Below are 24,707 nucleotides of genomic sequence, written 5' to 3' on the forward strand. Positions count from 1 at the left end.
AATCGCGCAGTCCAGCGTAGTTTTGTGAAGTATGCTCGGTTCGTCGCGCCAATAGTCCGAACGAAGAGGGGTGCTAGGGATTTATCCCGGCAGAATCCAGAAATCCATTGCGTCTTCACTTTGGCGTATCGTAGCGCGCTCGATCGTACAAAAAGGACTCTAGGGAAAGGGGACGCACGAACTGTTGGCGACACCAGGTCTCCTTGGAGAATCTGCTCTTGAAGGAGGTTCGCACAAAAAAAGCGGTCGGCTATAAAGCCGACCAGTTTGGGAGGTTCGGTGCAGGTAGCTCCCCGGGAGCGAGCCTGGTATTGCCGGGCAGCTCCAAAATATGTGCGAGGACCTGTTTGATCTGGCTCTTCCGTCGATACGGGCGCCTTTACGCTGGCTTCACAAGTTCGCGGGCGAGGTCGAGCGGCATGTCCACCATGACGTCGTGTCCACAAGGCATTTTGGTAACTCGCCAGCCCGGCAACCCGGCCACCTTCGCTGCGTAATAACGGAACGGGCTTGGATCCCAGCCCTCGGCCAAAATGAAGACGCGCTCCTTTATGGCGGAGCCGGCTCCGGTTAGCAGCACTGGCATTTCAAAGGTCGCCAGTGCCTGAGGCACGCACCGCCGATCAACCCACGCGCGCTTCTGCTCGATGACCTTGAAACCTTCGGCTGGAGCAGGTGCCATCAGACCGCTATTGTTCTTGATGGCACTTCCCCGAAATCCCTCAATGAAGGCCTTGGAGTTCTCGCGTGATAAAGCAACCTCGAGGCACTTGTTCAGTGACTGCTCATGCTCGGGAATGAAGGCGTCCAGGTACACCAATGTCCGGATTCGCGAAGCCATCCGGTCGGCGACCCCCGTTATCACCATCCCTCCGTATGAGTGGCCACAAAGGATCACGTCGGAGAGTTCCTCTGCCTCGACGACCCCACAGACATCACGAATGTGGGTCTCGAGCGTGACGTCTTGACCGTTGAGGTGCGCGCGTTCTCCCAAGCCCGTAAGGGTAGGGGTAAATACCGTGTGTCCCTTAGAGCGAAGTTCACTGGCAACGTCGCGATAACACCAGCCCCCGTGCCACGCTCCGTGCGCAAGTACGAACGTAAGCGGCGATCTGACCTCAGCGCTTTTCGCGCTGTTTGAGCTCGTGAGCAGGGAGCTCGTGACAATGGCTCCCGCTACAGCGTTGCCGATCAACTGTCGACGATTCATGCGCGTTCTCCTTCAAATTGAGTAGTGGTTCGTAAGGGAGAACATGTTCTTATACATGTACACCCCGCGTCGCAATCTTATTTGCCAGCACGCGTCGACGCTCGCTGGGCGCCGCGTTTGAAAAACACACCATTCTAGATCACAGCTTGAGCGTGCTTCTTCGCTCGGCGGCGAGGTCAATCGTCCCGGACCACGAGCCATTGGAGTCGCGATGCGGCGCACTCGCGCCCTTCCGGGAGCTGACCCCCGAGCCGCGCTCTCACGTTACAAATATATAGACCAAATGGTCGTTAAATGCAATGTTGTCACGTTGGCAGTTTGTGTCGCGTTGACTTCCTGCTTATCTGTGCATATAGCAGAACATGTTCGCATCTAGGAACATACTAGCGCGACCGTCCAAGAGCTCAAGAGAGCCGAAAGCTGGAACCAGTGAGGGAGGTAGTCATGTCGTCCAATTCGTTGCGCCATTTGACCAAGATTAATCGCCGAACCTTGATCGGAGGCGCGGGCAGCTTCGCGCTGGCTCACGCTGCGGCTTCGAAGCTTGGGATGCCCTACATTGCGAACGCCGCCGCCGCGGATCCAATCAGGATTGGAATGATCTACGCCAAGACCGGTGCCGTGGCTGATCAGGCGGAGTACATGGCGCAAGGAAGCTTGCTGGCTCTCGAGACCCGCAACAACACCCTTTTGGGTCGTCAGGCGGAGGTCATTTGGCTCGATGAGCCGACGTCGCAAGCGGCGCAGCAAAATGCCGAGCGCCTGGTCGGCGAGCATAATGTGGTCGGCATTGTTGGCGGCTCCCTGAGTTCGAGCGCGCTCGCAATATCGGCGGTCGCAAAAAAGTCGAAGATTCCGTTCGTTGCCGCCAACGCGGGGGCGATCGATCTAACTGGACGGCTTTGCAGCAAATACACTTTCCGCCTGCAGCCCCCGGCAGACGTTCATACCCGCGTGCTCGCGCCATACTGCGCGGGCCTTGGCAAGAAGTGGTATCTCCTCACTGCGGCTTTTGCTTTCGGGCAAGATATCAAGCGTTCTTTCACCGAATTCGGTGCGGCGAATGGAATCACCCTTGTGGGTGCCGATGAGGTCCCGGTCAACACGGCTGACTACAGCTCATTCATTCTCAAGATCCGCGCCGCCAAGCCCGACGTCGTTGTCGGAGGGGTGCCGGGCAGCGATATCTCCACGTTTCTGAAGCAGTGGAACGAGTTGGGCATGAAGGGCAAAATTCCGTTCGCGGAAATTGCCGTCGGCGCCACGGATCTCTGGGGCGTGGGTCCGGAAGCCGCGGACGGTCTGTTCACGATCAACTGGTACCACAAGAACCCCAACAATCCGCCCGAAGAGCAAGCGATGGCGGCAACATATGAGAAAAAATACAAGCGTCCCGCGGCCGACAAGACCTGGATGGGATGGATGGCAATGAACGCGTTGCTCGATTCGGTAGAGACCGCGAAAACCACCCAGCCTGGAGCAGTCGTAAACGCGCTCGAAAATTGGGGAGTTCAGCGCGGCGGCGTGAAGGCGGGTTACCGCGCGTTTGACCATCAGATGGTAAATCGTTTGCTCGTCGTCGGTATCAAACCCAAAATCACCGACAAATGGGACTACTTCGACATTCTCGCCGAGACGCCCTCGAACGACGCTGAGATCGACAAGGTCTTCGGCGCGCAAACCGAAACCGCGTGCAAGATGGATGCGCTCTAGGTCTCGGGTGAGGCGGACGCCGCGGTTCCGACTAGAGGGACGCGGCTCCTTCAATGGGAGCACTTTATGTTCGATTTGATCCTGTCTCAGGTCGTAAATGGGATGGTTCTGGGCTTCCTCTACGTTCTCATCGCCGTAGGACTCTCGGTCATCTTTGGAATGCTCGGCATCGTGAACTTTGCGCACGGCGCTTTCTTCGCCATCGGTGCCTATCTTGCGTTGATGCTGAACCGGGATTTCGGATGGGCAGCGGCGTTGCTGGCGCCGCTGTTTACCGGTCTCATCGGCATGCTCGTCGAGTTCGTGCTGATACGACGGCTCTATGGAAAGGAGCCGCTACTGGGTCTGATTCTTACGTTTGCGCTGGCGTTGTTCTTTGAGGCGAGCCTTCGTCTTGTATTCGGCGCCGCTCCGTTGCCTTTCAACCCACCAAAATTCCTTGCGGGGTTCGTCGAATATGGTCCGGTGCTAATCACCAAATATCGCATCGTCGTCCTGGCTGTGACGGTCTTTGCGCTCGTCGCGTTCTGGAGTTTTCTTGAATACACGCCGTTCGGGCGGATCATTCGCGCCGGCTCGCGCGACGCGGAAATGGTAGGGCTTCTCGGCATCAATCTTCCGATCGTCTTGAGCAGCGTTTTTGGCATCGGCTGCCTGCTTGCCGGCCTCGCGGGCATGCTTTCCGGTCCGCTCTGGACCGTCAATCCTTCGATGGCCGCAGGCGCGATCATGCCTGCCTTCGTCATTGTCACTATCGGCGGTCTGGGCTCGTACGCCGGAGCGATCATCGCCGGCGTCCTTGTCGGCGTGGTGACGGCGATGACGATTCAATTTTATCCCGATTGGTCCAGTGCAGCGATGTACGTCCTAATGGCAGTCATCCTGCTGGTTCGTCCGCGCGGCCTCTTCGGTGAAAAGTGGGAGAGGTTCGAATGAAAGTCCGCTCGCTCTTGCGGCATCCCGTTCTGTGGGTCGCCGTCGTTCTCAGTGCGTTGACTGTCCTCTGGCTCGGGCTCGGTGCCCCGGTCTCTCTCGTCACGCAAATTGCGATATACGCGCTCTATGGAGCTGGAGTAAATCTGCTCGTCGGCTATACGGGCCTTGTTCCATTCGGCGCATCCGTCTTCTTTGGCGGCGCCAGCTACGCGGCGGCGTTTCTTCTGCTCTCCAGGGTAGGTAACGAGTTTGCTGCGCTGGCGTTATCAATCCTGTTCTCGATCCTCCTCGGGCTGGCCGTCGGTGCGATTATCTTGCGCCGCAAGGGTCTTTATTTCTCCTTGCTGACCCTAGCTTTCTCGCAGATCGCGTTTGAAATCGCGTTCAAATGGACCTCGGTAACCGGCGGCGAAAATGGCATTCAGGGCATCCCTCGCGCCAATGTTGCCAAGGATACCTCTTTCCATTTCTTTGTGGTTGTGACCGTGGTTATCGCCATGTGGCTCATATGGCGACTGGCACACGCACCGTTTGGACGCGTACTTCAGGCCGTGCGAGATAATGAGCAGCGCGCGAGCAGTCTAGGCTACAACGTCTACCTTGTCCGTCTCGGCTCCTTCACACTCATGGCGGCGGTCGTCGGCTACGCTGGTGCTCTTCTGACCGTTATGCTCCAGGGTGTCTATGCAGACAATCTGAGCTGGCAGCATGCGGGCGACAGCTTGCTGATGACGGTCCTCGGCGGCGTGCATCATTTTCTCGGTCCGCTCTGGGGCGCAATCGCCTTCATCATTTTGGAGAACAGGCTGTCGGCACTTACCGAAAACTGGTGGCTAATGTTTGCGCCAGTGCTGATCCTGTTCGCATTGCTATCGCCCGAAGGCATCCACGGTTTGGCGCAACGGGCGACGCGTCGCCAGCGTTGGACGCTCACTGACAATGCAATTCCGCCCCGACCTCTTGCAATCGAGCCTTACGAAAGCGCGGCGTTGGCAATCGACGCGACCAGGCCGCTTCTTGAAACGCGGAAGCTTTCGAAGAATTTCGGTAGCCTCGTCACAGCCAGGGAGATCGATCTCCAGATCCGGCCCTTTGTGCTTCACAGCATTATTGGCCCAAATGGAGCTGGTAAGACGACCTTTTACAACATGCTCACCGGGGTTTTGCCGGTAAGTGGCGGCCAAATATTGTTCGAAGACAAGGATATCACGAACCTGCCGATCCACGCGCGCGCGCGTCTGGGGATCAGTCGTTCGTTCCAAATTCTGTCGATCTTCCCGAACCTAAGTGTCTTTGAAAACGTGCGAGTTGCCGTTCAGGCTCAGCGCCACGGCTTGGGCGGGCTATTCTTCGACGCGCACGGTCTCACGGCGCTGAACGACAGAACCTGGTCCATTCTTGATGCCGTGGGCTTGGTCGACCGGGCCGCGGATCTTGGCACCGAACTCCCCCACGGCGCGAAGCGGCTGTTGGAGATTGCGGTGACCCTGGCGATCGACTCGAAGCTGCTCCTGCTTGACGAGCCGCTCGCTGGTCTGGCGGAAGCCGATCGGGTCGTTGTCGCCGACTTGATCAAGAAGCTCTCGCGAAAGCACGCGGTGCTGCTCATCGAACATGACATCGACAGAGTATTGGCTATCTCAGACCGTATCTCGGTTCTGCATCAAGGACGCATTATCGCGGATGGCGAGCCAGCAGACGTGGCCAAGAATCCGGAGGTGATCGCTGCCTATCTGGGTGCGAGCAGGGGAGGCGAGGCGCAAGTGCGTCCAACGCTCGAGCGGCTTACCCGCGTCGCGCATTCCAAGCTTCTGGATGCCCAGGGCGTGGCTGCGGGCTATTCTGGAAGCACGGTGCTGTCCGGCTTGAACTTCGCGATCCATGAAGGTGAAGCGGTCGCCCTTCTCGGCCGTAACGGTGTCGGCAAGACGACCTTGCTTCGAGCGCTCATGGGTAGCTTACCGTTGAGCGCGGGTACGGTCACTTTCAACGGCGCAACACTCAACGGGCTGAAGTCGTATCAAATCAACAGACTTGGCATTTCGCTCGTTCCGGAAGGGCGCCGTCTGTTTCCGAACCTTACCGTTTTAGAGAACCTTCAACTCGCGACGCGGCCGGGTGGCATAGGCATCGCGGAGGTGTTCGAGCTCTTTCCGCGCCTTCGGACCCGTCAAAAGGCGAGGGCGGAAAACCTGTCCGGCGGTGAACGCCAGATGGTCGCCATTGCGCGCGCGCTCGTTGTTCCCAGCAAGTTGATCTTGCTCGACGAGCCGTTCGAGGGTCTCGCGCCGGCGGTCGTCGATGAAGTGATGGAGGCGCTCGTCAAGCTACGCGGGAAGATTGCCATGATCGTCGTTGAACATCATGCCGAGACCGTACTTACCATCGTCGACAGGGCGTACGTGCTCGTCAATGGCGCGGTCGCATTCGAGGGAGCGGCCCGGACATTGGCGGAAGACCATGCACTTCAAGCGAAGCTGCTCGGTGTCGTCCAAGATGACGCGTCAGTCGCGGTCGCCAAGCAAGCAATCGCGTAATTAAGTAAGGAGAAGTTAAATGGCTTCAATGCGTATCGGCATCGTCGGCCTTGGCACGATCGGAAAAGCACATTGGAAGGTAATCCGGGAGTCATCGGAAACGACACTGGTTGCCATTTCCGACCCTACGCCCTCGGCCCTGGAGTTTGCTCGCGCCGACGTGCCTGCCTATGCGGATTACCGCGATATGCTGGAAAAAGAGAAGCTGGACGGCGTGGTCGTGGCCGTTCCGAACGCGCAGCATGTGCCGGTCTCGCTCGCCTGTCTCGAGCGAGGCATTCCAGTCTTAGTCGAGAAGCCCGTGGCCGATGAAGTAGAGGCCGCTCGCGGAATGTGCAGAGTAGCGGAGGCGCGGAACGTGCCAGTTCTGGTCGGCCACCATCGCCGTCACAATACCGCCGTGCAGCGGGTGCGTCAGGCGATTCGTGACGGGCTCATTGGACGGCCGGTCACAGCGACGGTGATGTACAATCAACTGAAGACGGCGAGCTATTTTGATCTGGATTGGCGGCGGCAGGCCGGTGGCGGCCCCATCCTGATCAACCTCATTCACGAGATTGACCTAATCCGCTTTATGTTCGGAGAGATCCGCTCGCTTCAGGCGCTGAGTTCGAACGCGGTGCGCGGGTTCCCCGTTGAGGATACTGCTGCGGTGCTTTTGCAGTTCCACAGCGGCGCCATAGCCACCATCAGCGTTTCAGATACCGCCGTCACCCCATTCTCATGGGATCTTGCCTCGGGTGAGTTCGACCTGATGCTAGGAACGTCGGACCGGATGAAGCGGCAAAAGGTCAGTTCGCACGTGTTTGCCGGGACGGAAGGCTCGGTGACGCTTCCGACGCTCCAATACTACAATTATCAGGGCAGGGCCGAGCCGGGCTGGCGGAGCGACCTCAACGCAGAGACGCTGATGGCTGAAAGCGGCGACACCTATCTTCGCCAGATTGAACATTTCGCCCGAGTAATACGCCGGGAAGAAGTGCCGCTAGTGTCCGGTCTCGATGGGGTTCGTACACTCCAGGTGACACTGGCGGTGAAGGACGCGGCGGCGTCAGGCCGCACGATTGTTCTGAGCGATAGCGAGTGACACCGTAGTCTGCCGGCTCCCATCCACAAGGATCAAGTATGCCACCTTTTTCTCTAGCTCACTTCACGGTCATTGACGCAGACCCGATCGCGCTGATCGAGGCCGCGCAGATCGGGGGGTTTGACGCGGTAGGGCTCCGCATCGTGGCGCCGTTTCCAACCGATCGTATCATCCCGGTCGTGGGCGATCCAACAATGATCCGGCGCATCAAGAGCAGGCTCGCGGACACGGGTCTCAGGATATTTGACGTGGAGGCGATCTGGCTTTCGGCTGAAAGCGATGTCACCGCGCTGGAGCCCGCTCTCGATGTCGCAGTTGAACTGAAAGCAAACTACGTCGTTGTGGCGGGGCGCGATCCTGATCGCGGTCGTCTTGCGGAGAACCTTTCCCTGTTGTGCGCCGCGGCCAACATCAGGGGAATTCGGGTAATGTTGGAATTCCTCCCGTACTCTGAAATTCGCTCGCTGGCGGAAGCAATAGCATTGCTGAAAGACGTTGGGCCCGCAAATGCCGGAGTGTTGGTGGATGCCTTGCATCTGAGCCGGTCGGGCGGCAGCCCGGCGGATCTGGCGCAATATGATCCGGCGCTGTTCTCGTACATGCATCTGTGCGATGCGCCAGCCGTCCCACCGGTGTCTGAAGAAGTGCGTTCCGAGGCCCGGGGGGGGGCGCCTTTATCCGGGCGAAGGCGGCCTTTGGCTCGCTGATTTTATAAGAGCCTTCCCTCCGGACACCCCGATCGCCATCGAGGCTCCTAACGAGCAGCGGAGTGGTTTGGCGCCGGCGGCACGCGCAAGCCTGGCAATGTCAAGGACAAGGCGGTTACTGGAGGAGGCGGGGTTCAAATGACGGCCATCGTCACCCCATCGGCCGTCGAGAAAATCACCGATCTGCGTGCCCGGCTTCTAGCTACACGCTGGCCGTCCTATGATGCGGGTGACGATCGCTCGCTCGGCGTGAGCTCAGATGATGCCGGGCGCCTGGTCCGATATTGGGCCAATGAGTTTGACTTCGCCGCCTGGCGGCAGCGCCTTGATGCGATGCCTCATGAGTTCCTCACCATAGACGATGTGAGCGTTCATCTCGTCCATGTCCGAAGTCCGCATCCCGACGCGGTGCCCGTCATCATAACCCACGGCTGGCCCAGTACTTTCCTGGAGATCGTCCCGTTAATTGAGCGCCTGACCCAACCAGAGCGGTTTGGAGGGCAAGCGGAAGATGCCTGCCATCTGGTTATTCCCTCGCTGCCAGGGTTCGGCTTCTCGTCCCCACCAAACGCTCTTGGCGGATATACCGGCGCCGCGATTGCCGACCTGTGGGCGCGCGTGATGACCTCGCTTGGATATGAGCGGTTCTTCGCCAGTGGTGGCGATATCGGGGCCCGGGTGACGTCCTGGCTGGGCGTGCGGCATGCGCAACGCGTGCGGGCCATTCATGTCAGTTCAAACGCGCTCCGGGTGGCGCTGCCGGGCGAAGTCGCCGCGACGCTCGACGAACAGGCCTACCTCGACGCTCGCAACCAGTGGGCCGCCATGGAAGGCGGCTACATGCATGTTCAGCAAACCAAGCCGCTCAGTCTTGCCTATGGCCTGAGCGATTCGCCTGCAGGGCTCGTCGCATGGTTGGGTGAGAAATGGACTTCCTGGAGTGATGAACTGAATCTCGCCAGGCCTGATGTCATGGACGTTATCCTCGACCATGCCACGCTCTACTGGATCACCAACACCATCGCCACATCGTTCCTGCCATATTTCGTCTATGACTGGCCGCCCGGCGCAAGGGTGGATGGACGCCAGGTCAAGGTGCCCGTCGGCCTCTACCTGTCAGCCGCGGAGATCGGTGGCATTCCGCCTGAATCTTTTGCCCGCCGGCAATTCGAGATCTCCCGCTGGAGCGTCCTGCCACGTGGCGGCCACTTCTTGGCGACCGAAGCACCAGAGCTGCTGGCGGATGACCTTCTGGCCTTCATTCGTGCATTCCGATGACTTTCTTGGCCGAGGCAAGCCAAAAGCAAAACCCCTGTTCCAAGCGAGACTGATCAAGATGAGCCGAACCCCGCATCTTTTCGAAGGTTTTTCACCGCTCGATCGCCAAACCTCGCGCGTGCGCTTTGCGGGTGTAACAGGCGGAGAGGGACCACCACTCCTTCTTCTCCATGGTTACCCTGAGAGCCACGTCGCTTGGCACGATGTCGCGCCAGCATTGGCGAAGCGTTTTACCGTCGTGGTACCCGATCTCCCAGGCTACGGGGCGAGCCGAATTCTGGATGCGGGGCCATGGGACAAGCGAGCGGTGGGTGCGGAGCTCGTCGCGATGATGCGGTTGTTCGGGCATGATTGCTTTGCCGTTATTGGACACGATCGGGGTGCGCGTGTCGGTTATCGGCTCGCGCTCGACCATCCGGACCGTGTGAGCGCCTATTGTTCGCTTGCCGTCGTGCCGACGCTCGACGTTTGGCCTGCGGTCGATCGGCAATTCGCCAAAGGTGCGTTTCACTGGTTTCTGTTTCTTCAACCGGGCGATTTGCCTGAGCGGATGTTGGCGGCAGATCCCGATGCATTTCTCGAGGCCACGTTGAACCAGATGGCAGGTGGAATCGAGAAGCTGCATCCCGCTGCCGTGGTTGCTTATCGCGAAGCATTTCGCCAGGCCTCCGTGCGTCAAGCGATGATTGAGGACTATCGTTCCGCCTATGACAACGATCTTGATCATGATGCGACTGATCGCGCGGCGGGACGCAAGATCGCCTGTCCTGTCATGGTGCTCTGGGCCGACGAACGCCTCGTTGCCAGCGGAATGGAAACCGGGGTGTTGACGGCAACCGATGTCTGGCACCGCTGGGCAGATGACGTGACGGGGTTCGATATCTCCTGCGGGCATCTTTTGCCGGAGCAAGCGCCTGAAGCGGTCATTGAAAAGATCGTGCCGTTTCTTGAGGCTTCATTGAAGCGCGACACCGCGTAAATGGCCCTTGTCGACAAATGATGGACTTCTTCGTTCCGTGGGCGTCATGCGCCCCGACACCTTGAAAGGTCAGCTTACGTGGAAACTTTACCTCTTGGCGCTAGCACATGGACTTACCTGCAGGCATGCGGCCTGGAAGCAGCTCTTCGGCGGCTGCACGGCCTGGGCTACAGTCGCTTTGACGTCCTCACGATCCCACCACATCTTTGGCCGTATGACATCGATCCTGCTCAACGTCGCGGGCTTCGTACCTTCCTCGCCAGCGAAGGCCTTAGCTTTGATTCACTGAATTTGCCAAGCACCGATCAAAATCTGTGCAGTGCTACACCACAGATGCGCGAATATTCGGTTCAGCAGTTTCTCGACATCATTGATCTCTGCGAAGAAATCGGCGTGCCCATGATCGTTGTGGTCCCGGGCAGACGCGCCAACTTCGTGCCGCCGCCACTCGAAGCGGCGCATGGCTGGTTGAAGGCCGGTCTCGAGACTTTGCTTCCGCATGCGGAGCGGGCGGGCGTGCGCCTGATCCTTGAAAATCATCACATGAGTTCGATGCCAACCGTAAAGCAGATGGTGACATTTCTGAATGCCTTTGGCAGCGATCATCTTGGAATCGCCTATGACGTTGCCAATGCAGAGTTTGTCGGTGAAGACCAGCCCCAGGCCATCCGGACTGCCGGCCGTTGGTTGCGCCAGGTCCATCTTTCCGACGCAACCCGCAGCAAATGGGACCACGCTCCGATCGGACGATCTGCCGTCGATTTCGCCGCGGTTGCGCAGGCCCTCCGAGAGATAAACTTCTCGGGGACGAGCATTGTGGAATTGATTTCGGAAACACCAGATGCCGATATGGCCGCCGCTCTGCGAGAGTTGCACCGCTATGGCTGGCATTGAACCGTTAGCCGTGGCATCCGGGGGTACAGGCACGGGCAACGAGTTTCCCAACGGGGAGATGCGCATATTGGGCCTGATCGGCGATCCGGTGTCGCAGGTACGGGCTCCTGCTCCAATGACGCATCGCCTGCGCCACGCGGGTCTCAATGCAGCCCTGATACCTCTGCATGTGCCGGCCGTCGTCCTGCCGCTGGCGTTTGGCTGCCTGAAGCTGATCAGAAACCTCGACGGTTTGGTCATCACGGTGCCACACAAGATCCCGATGGCTGAGCTGGTTGACCATTGCTCTGAGCGCGCGCGCCTGGTCGGTGCTATCAACGTCGCGCGTCGCGAAGCAGATAGCTCATGGAGTGGCGACATTCTCGATGGCGTGGGCTTCGTGCGGGGACTGACACAAAGTGGTTTCAATCCTGAAGGCCAAAGCGCCTTCGTGACCGGCGCCGGAGGCGCCGGCTGTGCGGTCGCTGCGGAACTGGCTACGGCTGGCGCATCGGTACGCGTCTTCGATGTCTCCTCCGACCGCGCCAGCGCGCTTGCCACGCGGTTGAGCCGGGCCGGTTACCCAGTAACCGCGGCCGATGCGCCTGATCCGCGCGGGTTTAGCCTGGTGGTGAATGCCACGCCTCTCGGGATGCGAGCCGACGACCCTCTGCCGTTGGATCCGGCGCTCCTTTCACCGGAGATGTTGGTAGCCGATGTCGTCATGAAGCCGCGGGTGACGTCATTTCTGGAGCAGGCGAGGGCGCAGGGATGTGAGATCCAGCTCGGCGAAGCCGTAATGCTCTATCAACTCGACGCCCAAATGGAGTTCTTTAAAACGAGCTTGGTTGCTGGAGCGACGGCGGTTCGGTAGGTCAGGCCGTCCTGTGGAGAGCATCCCGATGACTCGGTCCACCGCCGCCATGACCGTTGTAACGGGAAAAGCCGCGCATCCTGAGCCGTGCGCTCCTGCTGAACAGTCGTGGTGCCGGCAACATCGCGTTGACATGCAAGGCAGAATGACGGATTAGTTCATATATGTGAACTGGAGATGTCCTTAATGTCTGATACTGGACTGGCGGCAGTCAAGTCAGCTGATCGCGTGCTGGATCTTTTCGAACTGTTGTCCCACGCGGGACGCGAGATGTCGCACAGCGAAATTGCGGACATGCTGCGGATTCCGAAAAGCAGCCTCTCTCAGCTGCTGAAAAATCTGATTGCCCGCGGTTATGTCGAAGTTACGTCGAACGGGCGTGGATATCGCCTGGGTGAAGCATTGCTGCGTCTGGCGCAGGGCGCGGGGCGGATGCGCGATCTGGCGACCCAGTCCGAAGCGTACCTGGCGGAGCTAACGAACAAGACCGGCGAAAGTAGTGCGCTAAACCTTCTCAGGGGCGATGAAGCCGAAGTCGCGGCGACCGTTCTCGGTCCGCACAGGTTGGTCACCCATATGCGACTGGGCGATCTGGCGCCGCTTTACGCGACTTCCGGGGGTAAAGCGATCTTGGCCCACATGCCGAGCAGCTTTCAGAAGGAGTATCTCGGCCGCGTGCAGTTCGAACGGGCGACCCCAAAAACAATTCACTCGGTCAAGGTCCTGCGTCAGGAGATCGATAAAATCCGTGCCAAAGGCATCGCATATTCGCTCGAGGAGTGGACCCCGGGAATTGTCGGCGTAGGAGTTCCGGTGCTCGACCCGGCTGGAGAACCACTGGGCGCAATCAACGTCGCAATTCCGGCCTCCCGATTTAATCCCGAAATGCAGCGTAAAGCGGAACAGGCACTGATCCAAACCCGGGATGATTTGTTGCGACAGCTCCTCGTGAGCCCGCGGACAGCGCGATCAGAAGCCGACGTCCGCTAAGATTGACATCCGTCATTTTATGCATGTATAAGAACATGTTCACATTTAAGAACTTGGTGGCTTGGCATGGATGCGGCAGTGAAATCAGACGAACAGTTGGCAGATCGCCGACAGATCCGTGATTTGCTCGAGAACTGGGTCGTTTGGCGCGACGCTGGCGATTGGGAGCGATTTCGTCAGGTGTGGCATCCTGACGGACGCATGATGGCGACCTGGTTTCAAGGGAGCGGCGACGAGTTCATCCGCGTCAGCCAGGAGGGCTGGGCGCGTGGCGTCAGCATCCTGCATTTCCTCGGTGGAATATCGATTGAGGTCATCGGAAGCCGTGCGATCTCGCAGTCCAAAATGACGATCTCTCAGCGCGGCGATGTTGAAGGTATCACCTGCGATGTCGTCTGCACCGGCCGCTTTTATGATTTCCTGGAAAGGCGGAACGATCGCTGGGGCATCGTGCTGAGGCAGCCGATCTATGAGAAGGATAGAATCGACCCGGTCTCGCCAGCGGCGAAGTTGGAACTCGACGCCGCCTTGCTCGCTCGCTATCCCGAAGGCTACCGTCATCTAGCCTATATGCAGACCCGCATTGGTTACGTCGTTAAACCGGATATGCCCGGCCTCAAGGGCGAAGAGGTAGAGCAGCTCTATGGTCGCGGTGCCGCATGGCTTCGCGGGGCAAAGCTCTAGCGGTGGCGGGTATCTCTCCTTTCGCCTACGTTTCGAATCCCGCACGTGTGCTCTTCGGTTCCGGGAGGGTACGCGAGCTCGCTGCGGAGTTGGAGCGGTTGGGCTGCCGCCGGGCCTTCGTCGTCTGCACCGCGGACCAAGAGGCTCTCGCGCTGCGTGTTGCATCGGATTGCGCAGCCCAGGCAGTGTTCGCGGAAGCGACGATGCACACTCCGCTCGGTGTTACCGAAACGGCGCTCTCCCAATTGCGTGCGGCAGGGTGTGACGGTCTGGTCGCTATCGGCGGTGGATCGACCATCGGCCTCGGCAAGGCCCTGGCGCTGCGGACCGATCTTCCGCAGATTGCGGTGCCCACCACCTATGCGGGCTCCGAGATGACACCGATCCTGGGGGAGACCAACGAAGGTCGCAAGACGACCCTTCGCTCGCCGAAAGTGCTGCCTGAGGTCGTCATTTACGACGTCGACCTCACCATTTCTCTGCCGCCAAGGCTGTCCGCCGTCAGCGGGGTCAACGCTATCGCGCATGCGGTTGAAGCACTCTATGCGCCTGATACCAATCCGATCGTCTCACTCATGGCGGAAGAGGGAATTAGCGCGCTTACGCGCGCACTGCCACGTATTGTGGCCGTACCGAGTGAAGTCGCCGCGCGCGAGGCCGCTCAATACGGCGCTTGGTTGTCCGGGGTTTGTCTGGGCTCTGTTGCAATGGGGCTTCACCACAAGATCTGCCACGTGCTTGGAGGCAGTTTCGATCTACGTCACGCCGAAACGCATGCAGTCATGCTCCCTCACGTTGTCGCCTATAACAACGCTGCCGCGCTGGCAGCGATGCAACGTGTCGGAAATGCTCTGAGGCAGCCGGATGCGGCGGCCGGCCTGTTCGCTCTTAATCGGACGCTGGGCAATCCGCTTTCGCTCGCCGAGCTCGGCATGCATCACGAGGGGATCGCGCGAGTCGTCGAACAAGTAATGAAAGATCAGTATTCGAACCCTCGACCGCTGGAGGCGGCCGCATTGCAGTCGATGCTTGCAAGAGCATGGTCAGGTGAAGCCCCGCGTGCCGAATGAACTATTCCGGCTTCATATCGAGTGAAAAGAATAAGAGACCGTGATGAGAAACTTCGATGAGACGTCCATAACCGAAGCAGTGCTGGAAAGAGTACGCCATGCGCCAAATTCCCGTCACCGTATCATCAGCGAGGCGCTGGTTCGTCACCTTCATGATTTCGTGCGGGAGGTAGAGCCTAGCCATGACGAATGGGCCCAGGCGATCTCGTTTCTGACGCGCGTCGGTCAAAAGTGCACGGAAACAAGACAGGAATTCATTCTGCTTTCGGACACTCTGGGCGTGTCGATGCTGGTGGACGCTATCAACCACCGTTTTCCGGGTCATGCGACGCAAACGACCGTGCTGGGGCCCTTCCATGTTGCTTCCGCACCGGAGTTCGCACTCGGCGACGACATCTCTGGAGGCATGACGGGTGCGCCGCTTCTGGTCGAGGGCAAAGTCGGGGGTATCGACGGAAAGCCGATCGCGGGCGCGGTAGTCGAATTCTGGCACGCCGACGCCGATGGCTTCTATGACGTCCAAAGCGAGACGGGGCTGGCGAAACTTGCGGGGAGGGGTGTTGTACGCACCGACGCCGATGGCGCGTTCTGGTTTCGAACCGTTATCCCGGCCGCATATCCAATTCCCGATGATGGGCCAGTGGGCGACATGCTGAAGGCGCAAGCGCGTCACCCGTATCGGCCGGCTCACGTCCACTTTATGATTTCAGCCCCGGGATGCGAGACCCTAGTCACTCATCTGTTTCTGGCTGACAGCGAGTATCTCGATTCCGACGTTGTATTCGGCGTCAAGGATGCACTGATCTGCGGACTTCAAACGCAGCATGCTGGGTTGACGGCACGCGGCAACAGAATCGCCATGGATATGGCAGCGTTGCGCTACGACTTTGTGCTCGCCAATGCCAACAAATGATCCGGCGGTGTTCTGTACTTCACCCCTTCGATTGAAGTCGTGGTACTCCCGCCGATAGTCTCAGCTTCGACGGGAGCCGATCGCCCAAGGCTTCATTTCGCGAAGAATTTGAGAAGCGCATCGGCCGTCTCAGTAGGCCGCTCTTCGGCCATCCAGTGACCGCACTCCGGGATGCTGCCTCCCGAGACGTTGCCGGCGAATTCTTCCAGCATGCCGACTATTTTGGGTCCCCATCTGTGATCGCCTCCCAATGCGAGAACAGGTATCGTTAAGGGAGATCGCTTCCAGTCGAGTGCGTTAGCGTGGTCAATCGGGAATGCGCGATACCATTCGAGGCCACCACGCGTGTTGCCAGGCTGAGCCATGGCGCGCGCATAGATTTCCACTTCCTCGACGGGCAGTGCACCGTGGTTGAAAGTACGATCGGCAAAAAAAGTCGAGACGTAGTCGAATTCACGGCCGTAGATCAGGCGCTCGGGCAAATCACGCTTCATATGGAATGCGAAATGCCAGACCATCGGATCGGCGAAATTGGCTTCCCACCGACTCCATCCGGGCATCGGCGCATCGAGGATGGCAACGCGAGTCACGGATTCGCGGTGGGTGAAGGCCAATGCCAGAGCAACCATTGCCCCGATGTCATGGCCGCAGACGGCGTAGCGGCTAAAACCAAGCGCGACCATCGTCCCGTGCACGTCTTCGGCGAGACTTGCCTTGTCATAACCGCTCTGGGGGCAGTCGGAATGGCCCGCTCCGCGCAGATCGAGGGCAACCACGGTATGATGCTCGGCAAGTGCCGGCATGATCCTGCGCCACTCCCACCAGGTTTGTGGCCAGCCATGGAGCAGTACGAGCGGTGGTCCTTTACCCCCTACGACAGCATGGATCTTTACGTCGCCCACCCGCACTAATTTGTGATGGAAGCCGTCCAGTTCAGAATTCATCGTTGACCCCTTCATTGAAGTTGGCGCTGCGGCGCTGGATGCGTGGCGGATGACGTGGTCGCCAGAAAATCGGCGATCAAGCGAGCCAGTTCGTCCGGACGTTCCTCGGCGGGATAGTGTCCGCAGCGTTCGATGATGGCTCCTTGAACATCCGTAGCGACCCGGCGTACCGTCTGCTCGGATGCGGCTCCGTAACCCCAATCAGTCCCGATCGCGAGAACCGGCATTGGAAGCGGCGTTTGTCCCCAGACTGAATTGTCGCTTCGGTCGATCGGCAACGTGCGGTAATAGCTGAACGACGATCTCAGTGCTCCAGGCCGCTGAAGCGCGCGCGCGTAAAATCCAATGTCCGCGTCGCTCACTGAATTGGAATCGAACAGACCGACTTTCTCGCGTCTCATGAAGTGATCGACGAACAATTTCTCTCGTCCGCGGACCAGCTCCTCAGAGATGTCACCGGCCATGTTGAAGCCGAAGTGCCAGCTTCCGCCTTTCGAGACGTCCATCGCCTCTTCCTGGCCGAAACTCGGAAGACTGCTCTCGATAAAGATCAGGTGGTTGACCTCTTCGGGCCATTGTGCCGCGTAAGCGTACGCGACGTGTCCGCCTAGGTCGTGCCCGGCAAGAGCGACCTGAGACAAACCGAGCCCATGCGCGAATTCTCTAAGACGACGGGCAATTGTCTTTTTATCGAAACCCGCGTCGGGCTTTGACGTGTAGCCAAAGCCCGGCAGATCCGGAACCACAACGTCATATTCAGAGCTGAGGAGCCCCGCCACGCGGTGCCAGGCATGCGATGTCTGTGGCCAGCCATGAAGTAGAATGATCGGTGGACCACCTGAGCCCATCCGATAGTAAGCAAAGCGAATGTCGCCGGCCCGTAGTGATCGATAAGGGTGCAACTCAATGTCCATAGTGCTTCCCCGCGATGGCTGGACGGCAAAAGGCTGAAAAAGGAGCGGAGGCATATTGATGACCATTTGGTCCAAAAATATGCGAGCGCGTTGGCGACAAAACCATGGAAAGTCTCACCTTACGAAACGGTCCAGCAGGGTTTGGACGACGGCTTGCGATGAGCTGCGGTCGGCGTTTGTCTTGCTGACGACGCGCATGCCTTCAAGCAGGCACATAATGAGACGCGCGGCAGTCGAGGGCTCAACCTCATCAGCCAATCGTCGCTCGGACTTCGCGCGTTCCAAAGCCGTTGTCAGGCGCGCTTCCATCGCCTTGAAGAAGCGTCGAATGCGCTGTTCCACTTCGACATCGTGACTGCCCAATTCCATGGCGGTGGCCACAATCAGGCATCCGCGCTTGGCGCCAGCCCCGCTGGTTCGCTCAACGTATCTTGCAAGGCACGCCCGGATGCCGTCCAACACGTCCTTGTGCGGATCAAGGTCGGCATCCAGGCGTGTCAGGGAGTCTGCGATGTATCGGTCGAGTGCACGCAAGAACAGGCCGTGCTTGTCGCCGAAAGCGGCGTAGAGACTTCCACGAGAGAGATTCGTCGCCTCAAGCAACTCCGGAAGCGACGTCGCATGATAGCCTGATGTCCAGAAAACGCCCATCGCGCTTTCGATAGCATCATCGGGATCGAACTCTCTCGGACGGCCGCGCATCCGCTGCGAAGTCTCTCGTATCATCGCTCATATCTAGACTAAGCGGTCGTGAATATCAAGCCCGTTTTCCGCGGTATTTCGAAAGTGTGCGCGCCGTATGAGCGGGTTTGCCAAGGCGACACGTAATTCCGGACCTTGCAGCTCAAAGGAGCTTGCAAATAAAGACTGAATGGTCCAGAAATAAGAATTCCTTCAACGGGAGTGCACGGATGGCGACGAATACAAACAGGCCAGTGAATGTCGCCGTAGTGACTTACCTGTCCGGGCGTGCCGCGGCGCCGTTTGGCTTTCCAGCGCGCAACGCTGCAGAGCTCATGGTCGAAACCATCAATTCCGGAGGCGAGCTTCCGGAACCCTACTCTGCTTCGGGCTTCGCTGGTCGCAAGCTGTCACTGAAGGTCTACGACGAGAGTGGCTCGGAAGACGAACAGATCGCGCTGTTGCGGCGCATACATGCTGACGGTGCGGATATCGTGGTCGGATACGCGGGCAGCGCCGTCGCAATGGCCATTGCTCCCGTTGCCGAAGAACTTGGCCTGCTAACGGTTGTGTCCGGCGGCGGCGCAAGTCAGTTGTTTGCACGCCCGTGGGGTTGGGTCTTTCGTACCCAGACGACGACAACGGCTGATTCTGTCGGCGCCGCGCGCTATGTGGCGACCCAACTCGGAGTCTGTGGCCTGGGTTTTGGCGGCATCAACCAGAAATACCTTTGGGGGACGGATAGCTGGAGAGAATTTCGTGCTGCCTTGCAGGTTCTCCAGCCGGATGCGCAGGAGGTCGGAGGTCACTTTGCGCCGCTCTATTCAGGCTCTGTCGAAACCCCTATCAACTTTCTGAAAGAGCAGGGTGCCCAACTCATTCATTCCGGCAACTGGGGCGTTGATCTGTTCCGGTTGGTCGAAGTCGCACGAACAACGATACCGGAGGCACGCTTGCTATTAGTATCCGAAGAGAGCGGTCTTCATCGGTTGGCGGGGATAATTCCCGATGGCACTATCATTGGGGGCCGTGGTTCGCACGGACCGCTGGCGCATGACACTGAGTTGAACCGCTGGTTCTGCTCCAACTATCGTGATCGATACGAAATTGCGCCGATCTATCCCTCCTATGGGATTGCCAATGCGCTGCTAGGTTTGAAAGCCGCTTGGGACCGCGCCGGCGCAGGGGCGAAGACGATTGATGTTGCGTCGATCTTGGCTGGGTCGACCTTCGAGGGTGTCGGATCGACAATTTCGATGACACGCGCGAATGGTCGACAGGCTGTTGCCGAAGCGGTCTATGGAACGGCCCGACGACGAGAAGGAAGCAAAAAAATAGAGTTAACCAATGTCGTGCGGTTCGCACCCAACAAGGTAACTCCTCCGGACGGGATGTCTGGACTTGAATGGATCGAGCGGCGATTTAGTAGCCGATGACTCGAGCGCTATCGTTCTAGTGGAGAGCCCCCAAGACGAGAACTTCGTCGACCTTATGGAAGCGCTGCGGCGAGACGTCGGAGGCGCGGCGGCGGAAAGAAGGTATCGAGCCGACGTTTCGACGGAATCGGTCACGAACCGAACGACGGAGAGGGCAGCTTTTGAGTGCAGGCAACCCTATGGTTGCCTCACAGCAGCCGGATTAGAGGCGCCGAAAGCGCCTTCCTGATCTCTAACGGTATTTGAAGCTCTGTGCCGGTGCGAGCCGAATCAGAGATTAGGCGGAGAGGGCAGGCTCGCGCAAAGCGAGCGTTCCCGCCCGGCGTGCTGGAAAGGCCTCGCGGATCGGCATCTCGTCGATGGCGTTCCCGAGCCGCGAGAGCTCGTTGCATGAAATGAAATTTGACGGCTAGTGGACGAAGGTGGCGGTGGGCGGCGAGACTCGCGCTTACACTAGATCAGTGAGTGGCTGGCGCCGATCCCGATTGCGTCATTGATAGATCAGAATTGACGTTCCGACGAGGATGCTGGTTGGGTCGATGAGGGACGCTATTAGCCCGCAGCGGCGCTTTTTCGAAAACCCAGCTGACGGAGCGACCTTTGTGAATACGATGCTTGCAGTGTCCGATTGTTAGAGCCGGCTCCGCAAATCTGAACAGGTCGATAAGTGGAGTTTCTGCCTGACGGCGGGCAAGATTGTCCCGCGAATCAGGAGAGACGATGACGAGACGCGCACGCCGGAACCACACACCGGCCTTCAAGGCGAAAGTGGCGCTTGCCGCGATCAAGGGTGACCGGACACTGGCTCAACTCGCGGAGCAGTTCGACGTGCATCCCAATCAGATCACATCGTGGAAAGCTCAGCTTGAGGGCGGGGCCGCCGATGTGTTCGGTCCGGGCGGCAGCAGTGCAGCGGCGGCGTTACCCGCCATCGATGTGAAGTCGCTGCACGCCAAGATCGGAGAGCTGACGCTGGAGAACGACTTTTTAGAGGGCGCGCTCACCAAGGCGGGATTGCTGAGCGCAAAGCGATGATCGACCGTGAGCATGATCTGTCGATCACCAGGCAGGCGGAAATTTTGAAGATCAGCCGCGGCAGCGTCTACTACCTGCCGCGTCCGGTATCGTCCGCCGACCTCGCGACGATGCGACGGCTTGACCAGCTGCATCTGGAGTTCCCTTTCGCCGGTTCGCGTATGTTGCGAGGTCTGCTGGCTGCCGAGGGGTGCAAGATCGGCCGCCGGCATGTCAAGACGCTGATGCGGCGGATGGGGATAGAGGCGCTGTACCGCCGTCCGCGCACCACCAGACCTGAGCCCGGGCACAAGATCTATCCCTATCTGCTGCGCGACATGGAGATCACACGCCCGAACCAGGTCTGGGCGATGGACATCACCTACATCCCGATGGCGCGTGGCTTCGTCTATCTCGCTGTCGTGCTGGACTGGGCGACCCGCCGGGTTCTGTCGTGGCGGCTGTCGATCACGATGGAGGCGGCCTTCTGCGTCGCGACACTGGAGGATGCCTTGGCGCGTCACGGCAAGCCCGAAATCTTCAACACCGACCAGGGCTCGCAGTTCACCGGCTCGGCGTTCACCGACGTGCTCGCCAACAACGGCATCGCCATCAGCATGGACGGCAAGGGCGCCTGGCGGGACAACGTGTTCGTCGAGCGGCTGTGGCGCAGCGTCAAATATGAGGAGGTCTACCTGCGCGCCTACGACACCGTCTCTGACGCCCGCGCCTCGATCGGCCGATACCTCGACTTTTACAATGGCCGACGTCCACACTCGAGCCTTGACGGCAGCACACCGGATCAAGCCTACTTCAACCAGCCGCCAGTCCGCATGGCGGCCTAACCCCGGCAGACGCTCCACTTATCGACGCGGAGATTCTGTTTAGACAACCGGGACTAGCTCAGTTTTCAACCCGCATGGCCTTCAATTCGGATCTTTTGCAGCTGGCGCAAAGGTAGTAATTTTTGAAATCCTTCCGTTGCGATCGACGGTGATTTGGTCACCTCCGCGAGCAAACTCCTTGCCATCGGCCTGAATGATGACCCAAATTAATAAAGCCACATTATGGTGCGAAGAGACTCCGCCTATTTCAAAATGGCCCCCTGGGAACCTTTCATGAAACGTGGCCATATCTTCAATGACTTGCGCTCGACCGGTGCACAAATCATGCCTAGCAGTCTGATACTCTATGTTCTCACTCAAAACTTCGTTGGCGATTTTCAAGCGGTGCTCAATCGAAGTGGTATTCCATGCGCCTAGATATTTCTCGTATATCTTCCAAGCTTCGTGATTAGTCATAACTAATGTGCCTCTTAAGCCGGATCCGGAGCTGCTGGTGCATAAGCCGAGATCGATGACGGGCACCTAGTACCCGGAATCATAGCCGGGTGATACGGCGGCCCTTGAAGGGGCGCTGGCGGACCTTTTTCTTGGTCCAGACGAATGGCTCGGCTTTGTCGTTGTAGGCATCGATGTGCTGCTCGAGCTGTTTGAGACTTGTGAATGAGGCGCCGGTCAACGACTGCCCCTGCAAGATCGAAAACCACACCTCGACCTGATTGAGCCAGGACGCGCTGGTGGGCGTGAAATGAAATTTCACGTTGGGATGTGCCTTGAGCCATTCCTCGTTCTTTTTATGGGTGCTGAGATTGTCGAGAACGACGTGAAGCTGGCGGTTCGGAAATGCTGCGGTGACGCGATCCATGAAGTCGAGAAACTCGACCCGGCGACGTCGTTTCGAATGCGTCGCAAGGATCTTCCCGGTGGCGACTTCCAGCGCTGCAAACAGCGTGGTCGTGCCGTGCCGCTTGTAGTCGTGACTTTGCCCGGTCAGGGATCTGCCGTTGGGCAGTTTCAGATAGCCCTGCGCTCGTTCCAGGGCCTGGATCGAGGGCTTTTCGTCCACGCATAGGACGATGGCCTTCTTGGGCGGGGCGACGTAGAGGCCAACCACGTCGGCGGCTTTGGCCGTAAACTGCGGGTCGTTGCTCTCGCACCAGGACTTGCGAGCCGCCAGATCGATCTTGTTGCTGCGCAAGAACCGCCAGACATATTGCACGTCGACATCGCCAAGTTCCTCAGCCAGCAGAGGCCCAGTCCAGCGCGCGTATCCCGCGGGAGGCGGCTTATCGAGCAATTTTAAAATCCGCTTGTCGGTGGCCTTCGTATAGATCGGCTGCTTGCCCGGCAGCGGCTTGCTTTGCAGACCTTCAAGACCATGATCCGCATAGCGATGCCGCCAAAGGCTGACAATCCGCGGCTGGACCCCAACCTCCTTGGCAATCGATCGGGTGCTGCGCCCATCCGCCGCCAAAAGAACGATCCGCGCCCGCTTCAAATCGCGCTGCAACGTCACCGGTGAGCGGCAACGTTCCTCAAGCACCTTGCGATCTTTCCTCGAAAGGTGGACTTCTCTTGCTTCGGGTATCATCCCGATGTTGAATCATGACTCACTTCCCAGGGAAAGTGGGTACTAGTGTGCCCAGAGAGCTGAAACACCATGGCGTCCCGAAAGGGAGGGACGGCGGGGTTTTCGAGGGCGGGGCGAGAGTTGGCAAATGTGCTGGTATATCTTCTCGCATTTACCAAATTGCGGTTGTGATCAAGTGGCGGACCCATCGATTAGATCGCCGAAGCGCACCCAATGCGTGCCGCTCCACCTTTGAAGCTGCATTTGCCGTATCGGGCGGAAATTTTTCGAATCGGTGTTGATGGTAATGCCAGGGAGCAAGCACGAAAGCGCCAGATCGCGGATGTTCGTCGCCTGCTTCATGATGTTCTCGCGCGAAAAATCGCCATTACACTGTTCGAGAACATGCAGCGCGGTCTCGGCGACGCTGTAAGCGAAAACATAGTTCGAGTCGCCCAGATCCGCATTCGGCATATATTGCTTCATGAACTTGCGAAACGCGTTCATGCCGGGATCGTTGTTCCAGGCCGGATCGCCATTATCTTTCAGATAGCCGGTGGAAACGACGCCCACCGCCTTCTCCGGTCCAACGGGATTGATCACCGCTGCAACGGAAATCCCCGTGTTGGTGATCAAGGTCAACGGTTTCCAGTTCAGCTCATAGATCTTCCTGATCGCCTGGGCCACATATTTGGGCGTTGCCGTAATCACCAGAACGTCGGCTCCGGAGTCGTGCAATGAGACGATCTGACTCTCGATGGTGGGGTCGCTCGTTTCGTACGTTGCCATGCGGGCGACCTTCTTGTCGAAGTTGCCACTCCATACCGATTTCAGTCCCGCAACGTAATCCTTGCCGGCATCTTCCGACGAGTACAGCATGGCGACCCGACCATTCGGCTTCTCGGCATCGATATACCGGGCGTAGATCGATGCCTCGGTTCGAAAAGTAGGCTGCCATCCGATCGACCACGGAAGAGCATCCGGTTGGCTCCATCTGTCGACGCCTGCCCCCACGAACAATTGCGGCACTTTCCGTAGGTTCATGTAGCGCTGAACGGCCAGCTGCGGCGCGCTGCCGATCCCGTTAAGAATGAACGTGACCTCATCGCTCTCGACGAGCCGCCGCGTTTGCTCGACCGTTTTGGCCGGGCTGTAGGCATCATCAAGCGAGATGAAGTTTATCTTGCGCCCTGAAATGCCGCCGTTGTCGTTGACTTGTTTGAAGTAGGCGCTCAGCGCCTGGCCGATCACGCCGAACGCAGATGCGGGACCGCTGTAGGGCGCGGTGTTGCCGATCTTGATTTCGGTCTGGCTAACGCCGGGCGTTTCCGAAGCCGACGCTCTGTTGACTCCGAGAGCAGCGGCCGCCCCAAGCAAGAGAAGAGTGCGTCGATCCATGGCGTTTCTCCCTTTCGATTCGTTATTTTTCAACTTGCGTCGAGGTGCGATTGTCCG

General features: G+C 58.7%; 22 protein-coding genes. 15 read left to right on the plus strand and 7 right to left on the minus strand.

Annotated features, from left to right (window positions below):
• Window positions 1-379: 379 nt before the first annotated feature.
• Complete coding sequence (locus tag YUA_RS44635; RefSeq protein ID WP_084292769.1) at window positions 380-1,210, minus strand: alpha/beta fold hydrolase; 831 nt, start codon at window positions 1,208-1,210, stop codon at window positions 380-382.
• A gap of 444 nt (window positions 1,211-1,654) precedes the next feature.
• On the opposite strand from YUA_RS44635, the gene YUA_RS0122060 reads away from it, so the two are divergent.
• The 13 genes from YUA_RS0122060 to YUA_RS0122120 all read left to right on the plus strand — a co-directional run bounded on the left by YUA_RS0122060 (window position 1,655) and on the right by YUA_RS0122120 (window position 15,851).
• A complete protein-coding gene (locus YUA_RS0122060) occupies window positions 1,655-2,923 on the plus strand; it encodes an ABC transporter substrate-binding protein (RefSeq protein WP_027532663.1) in 1,269 nt (422 codons plus the stop codon).
• A gap of 66 nt (window positions 2,924-2,989) precedes the next feature.
• Window positions 2,990-3,859 (plus strand): branched-chain amino acid ABC transporter permease, encoded by an 870-nt coding sequence (locus YUA_RS0122065; protein ID WP_027532664.1) that lies wholly within the window; start codon window positions 2,990-2,992, stop codon window positions 3,857-3,859.
• Complete coding sequence (locus YUA_RS0122070) at window positions 3,856-6,396, plus strand: branched-chain amino acid ABC transporter ATP-binding protein/permease (RefSeq protein ID WP_027532665.1); 2,541 nt, start codon at window positions 3,856-3,858, stop codon at window positions 6,394-6,396. Before YUA_RS0122065 ends, YUA_RS0122070 begins: the two co-directional genes overlap by 4 nt.
• 19 nt (window positions 6,397-6,415) lie before the next feature.
• Complete coding sequence (locus YUA_RS0122075; RefSeq protein ID WP_027532666.1) at window positions 6,416-7,483, plus strand: Gfo/Idh/MocA family protein; 1,068 nt, start codon at window positions 6,416-6,418, stop codon at window positions 7,481-7,483.
• Window positions 7,484-7,521: 38 nt separating this feature from the next.
• Window positions 7,522-8,190, plus strand: coding sequence for a sugar phosphate isomerase/epimerase (locus YUA_RS44640; protein WP_051383311.1), 669 nt, complete (start codon window positions 7,522-7,524; stop codon window positions 8,188-8,190).
• Window positions 8,191-8,328: 138 nt separating this feature from the next.
• Window positions 8,329-9,468 (plus strand): epoxide hydrolase family protein, encoded by a 1,140-nt coding sequence (locus YUA_RS47505; RefSeq protein WP_035971373.1) that lies wholly within the window; start codon window positions 8,329-8,331, stop codon window positions 9,466-9,468.
• Window positions 9,434-10,447 carry an alpha/beta fold hydrolase gene (locus tag YUA_RS0122090; RefSeq protein ID WP_245285222.1) on the plus strand — a complete coding sequence of 338 codons (1,014 nt, stop codon included), beginning with the start codon at window positions 9,434-9,436 and terminating at the stop codon, window positions 10,445-10,447. The genes YUA_RS47505 and YUA_RS0122090 overlap by 35 nt, the downstream gene beginning before the upstream one ends.
• Window positions 10,448-10,525: 78 nt before the next feature.
• Window positions 10,526-11,341, plus strand: a complete 816-nt coding sequence (locus tag YUA_RS0122095; protein WP_027532669.1) for a sugar phosphate isomerase/epimerase — start codon at window positions 10,526-10,528, stop codon at window positions 11,339-11,341.
• A 67-nt stretch (window positions 11,342-11,408) separates the two neighbouring features.
• Window positions 11,409-12,194: a shikimate dehydrogenase gene (locus YUA_RS44645; RefSeq protein WP_198029478.1), complete on the plus strand. Its 786-nt coding sequence runs from the start codon at window positions 11,409-11,411 to the stop codon at window positions 12,192-12,194.
• Window positions 12,195-12,380: 186 nt separating this feature from the next.
• A complete protein-coding gene (locus YUA_RS44650; RefSeq protein ID WP_063627810.1) occupies window positions 12,381-13,184 on the plus strand; it encodes an IclR family transcriptional regulator in 804 nt (267 codons plus the stop codon).
• A gap of 66 nt (window positions 13,185-13,250) precedes the next feature.
• Window positions 13,251-13,868, plus strand: coding sequence for a nuclear transport factor 2 family protein (locus YUA_RS0122110; RefSeq protein ID WP_035971377.1), 618 nt, complete (start codon window positions 13,251-13,253; stop codon window positions 13,866-13,868).
• Window positions 13,844-14,938, plus strand: a complete 1,095-nt coding sequence (locus YUA_RS0122115; RefSeq protein ID WP_084292771.1) for a maleylacetate reductase — start codon at window positions 13,844-13,846, stop codon at window positions 14,936-14,938. The genes YUA_RS0122110 and YUA_RS0122115 overlap by 25 nt, the downstream gene beginning before the upstream one ends.
• A 43-nt stretch (window positions 14,939-14,981) precedes the next feature.
• Entirely contained in the window at window positions 14,982-15,851 is an 870-nt protein-coding gene (locus YUA_RS0122120; RefSeq protein WP_027532672.1) for an intradiol ring-cleavage dioxygenase, read from the plus strand.
• Window positions 15,852-15,943: 92 nt separating this feature from the next.
• Here the strand turns inward: YUA_RS0122120 and YUA_RS0122125 are convergent, their stop codons facing one another.
• The 3 genes from YUA_RS0122125 to YUA_RS0122135 form a co-directional block, all read right to left on the minus strand.
• Window positions 15,944-16,795, minus strand: coding sequence for an alpha/beta fold hydrolase (locus tag YUA_RS0122125; RefSeq protein WP_027532673.1), 852 nt, complete (start codon window positions 16,793-16,795; stop codon window positions 15,944-15,946).
• Between the two features lie 11 nt (window positions 16,796-16,806).
• The gene (locus tag YUA_RS44655) at window positions 16,807-17,709 is read right to left on the minus strand and encodes an alpha/beta fold hydrolase (RefSeq protein WP_051383316.1); all 903 of its coding nucleotides are present in this window, start codon (window positions 17,707-17,709) and stop codon (window positions 16,807-16,809) included.
• Between the two features lie 114 nt (window positions 17,710-17,823).
• Window positions 17,824-18,411: a TetR/AcrR family transcriptional regulator gene (locus YUA_RS0122135; RefSeq protein WP_035971571.1), complete on the minus strand. Its 588-nt coding sequence runs from the start codon at window positions 18,409-18,411 to the stop codon at window positions 17,824-17,826.
• 209 nt (window positions 18,412-18,620) lie between these two features.
• Here YUA_RS0122135 and YUA_RS44660 point away from each other — a divergent pair, with 209 nt between their 5' ends.
• Window positions 18,621-19,826: an ABC transporter substrate-binding protein gene (locus YUA_RS44660; RefSeq protein ID WP_051383317.1), complete on the plus strand. Its 1,206-nt coding sequence runs from the start codon at window positions 18,621-18,623 to the stop codon at window positions 19,824-19,826.
• A 720-nt stretch (window positions 19,827-20,546) separates the two neighbouring features.
• Window positions 20,547-21,685, plus strand: a protein-coding gene (locus YUA_RS0122150; RefSeq protein ID WP_156947189.1) for an IS3 family transposase whose coding sequence is annotated in 2 segments (ribosomal slippage) — window positions 20,547-20,811 and window positions 20,811-21,685 — 1,140 coding nt in all. Because the reading frame shifts where the segments join, the coding sequence is not laid out codon by codon here.
• An 81-nt stretch (window positions 21,686-21,766) separates the two neighbouring features.
• Here YUA_RS0122150 and YUA_RS48525 read toward each other — a convergent pair.
• The 3 genes from YUA_RS48525 to YUA_RS0122160 form a co-directional block, all read right to left on the minus strand.
• Window positions 21,767-22,141 carry a nuclear transport factor 2 family protein gene (locus YUA_RS48525; protein WP_084292772.1) on the minus strand — a complete coding sequence of 125 codons (375 nt, stop codon included), beginning with the start codon at window positions 22,139-22,141 and terminating at the stop codon, window positions 21,767-21,769.
• A 79-nt stretch (window positions 22,142-22,220) separates the two neighbouring features.
• A complete protein-coding gene (locus YUA_RS0122155) occupies window positions 22,221-23,273 on the minus strand; it encodes an IS630 family transposase (protein ID WP_027532677.1) in 1,053 nt (350 codons plus the stop codon).
• Between the two features lie 171 nt (window positions 23,274-23,444).
• Window positions 23,445-24,650 (minus strand): ABC transporter substrate-binding protein, encoded by a 1,206-nt coding sequence (locus YUA_RS0122160; protein WP_027532678.1) that lies wholly within the window; start codon window positions 24,648-24,650, stop codon window positions 23,445-23,447.
• Between the last annotated feature and the right edge of the window lie 57 nt (window positions 24,651-24,707).

Source organism: Bradyrhizobium sp. WSM3983 (assembly GCF_000473045.1).
GTDB lineage: Bacteria > Pseudomonadota > Alphaproteobacteria > Rhizobiales > Xanthobacteraceae > Bradyrhizobium.

Bases quoted from the DNA above. Each gene is read 5' to 3' on its own strand.
- YUA_RS0122075 (WP_027532666.1), top strand. From the start codon at position 6,416: ATGGCTTCAATGCGTATCGGCATCGTCGGCCTTGGCACGATCGGAAAA.
- YUA_RS47505 (WP_035971373.1), top strand. From the start codon at position 8,329: ATGACGGCCATCGTCACCCCATCGGCCGTCGAGAAAATCACCGATCTG.
- YUA_RS0122115 (WP_084292771.1), top strand. From the start codon at position 13,844: ATGGCTTCGCGGGGCAAAGCTCTAGCGGTGGCGGGTATCTCTCCTTTC.
- YUA_RS44650 (WP_063627810.1), top strand. From the start codon at position 12,381: ATGTCTGATACTGGACTGGCGGCAGTCAAGTCAGCTGATCGCGTGCTG.
- YUA_RS0122160 (WP_027532678.1), bottom strand. From the start codon at position 24,650: ATGGATCGACGCACTCTTCTCTTGCTTGGGGCGGCCGCTGCTCTCGGA.
- YUA_RS48525 (WP_084292772.1), bottom strand. From the start codon at position 22,141: ATGACTAATCACGAAGCTTGGAAGATATACGAGAAATATCTAGGCGCA.
- YUA_RS44635 (WP_084292769.1), bottom strand. From the start codon at position 1,210: ATGAATCGTCGACAGTTGATCGGCAACGCTGTAGCGGGAGCCATTGTC.
- YUA_RS44655 (WP_051383316.1), bottom strand. From the start codon at position 17,709: ATGGACATTGAGTTGCACCCTTATCGATCACTACGGGCCGGCGACATT.
- YUA_RS44660 (WP_051383317.1), top strand. From the start codon at position 18,621: ATGGCGACGAATACAAACAGGCCAGTGAATGTCGCCGTAGTGACTTAC.
- YUA_RS0122070 (WP_027532665.1), top strand. From the start codon at position 3,856: ATGAAAGTCCGCTCGCTCTTGCGGCATCCCGTTCTGTGGGTCGCCGTC.
- YUA_RS0122155 (WP_027532677.1), bottom strand. From the start codon at position 23,273: ATGATACCCGAAGCAAGAGAAGTCCACCTTTCGAGGAAAGATCGCAAG.
- YUA_RS0122110 (WP_035971377.1), top strand. From the start codon at position 13,251: ATGGATGCGGCAGTGAAATCAGACGAACAGTTGGCAGATCGCCGACAG.
- YUA_RS0122125 (WP_027532673.1), bottom strand. From the start codon at position 16,795: ATGAATTCTGAACTGGACGGCTTCCATCACAAATTAGTGCGGGTGGGC.
- YUA_RS0122065 (WP_027532664.1), top strand. From the start codon at position 2,990: ATGTTCGATTTGATCCTGTCTCAGGTCGTAAATGGGATGGTTCTGGGC.
- YUA_RS0122060 (WP_027532663.1), top strand. From the start codon at position 1,655: ATGTCGTCCAATTCGTTGCGCCATTTGACCAAGATTAATCGCCGAACC.
- YUA_RS0122090 (WP_245285222.1), top strand. From the start codon at position 9,434: ATGACCTTCTGGCCTTCATTCGTGCATTCCGATGACTTTCTTGGCCGA.
- YUA_RS44640 (WP_051383311.1), top strand. From the start codon at position 7,522: ATGCCACCTTTTTCTCTAGCTCACTTCACGGTCATTGACGCAGACCCG.
- YUA_RS0122135 (WP_035971571.1), bottom strand. From the start codon at position 18,411: ATGCGCGGCCGTCCGAGAGAGTTCGATCCCGATGATGCTATCGAAAGC.
- YUA_RS0122120 (WP_027532672.1), top strand. From the start codon at position 14,982: ATGAGAAACTTCGATGAGACGTCCATAACCGAAGCAGTGCTGGAAAGA.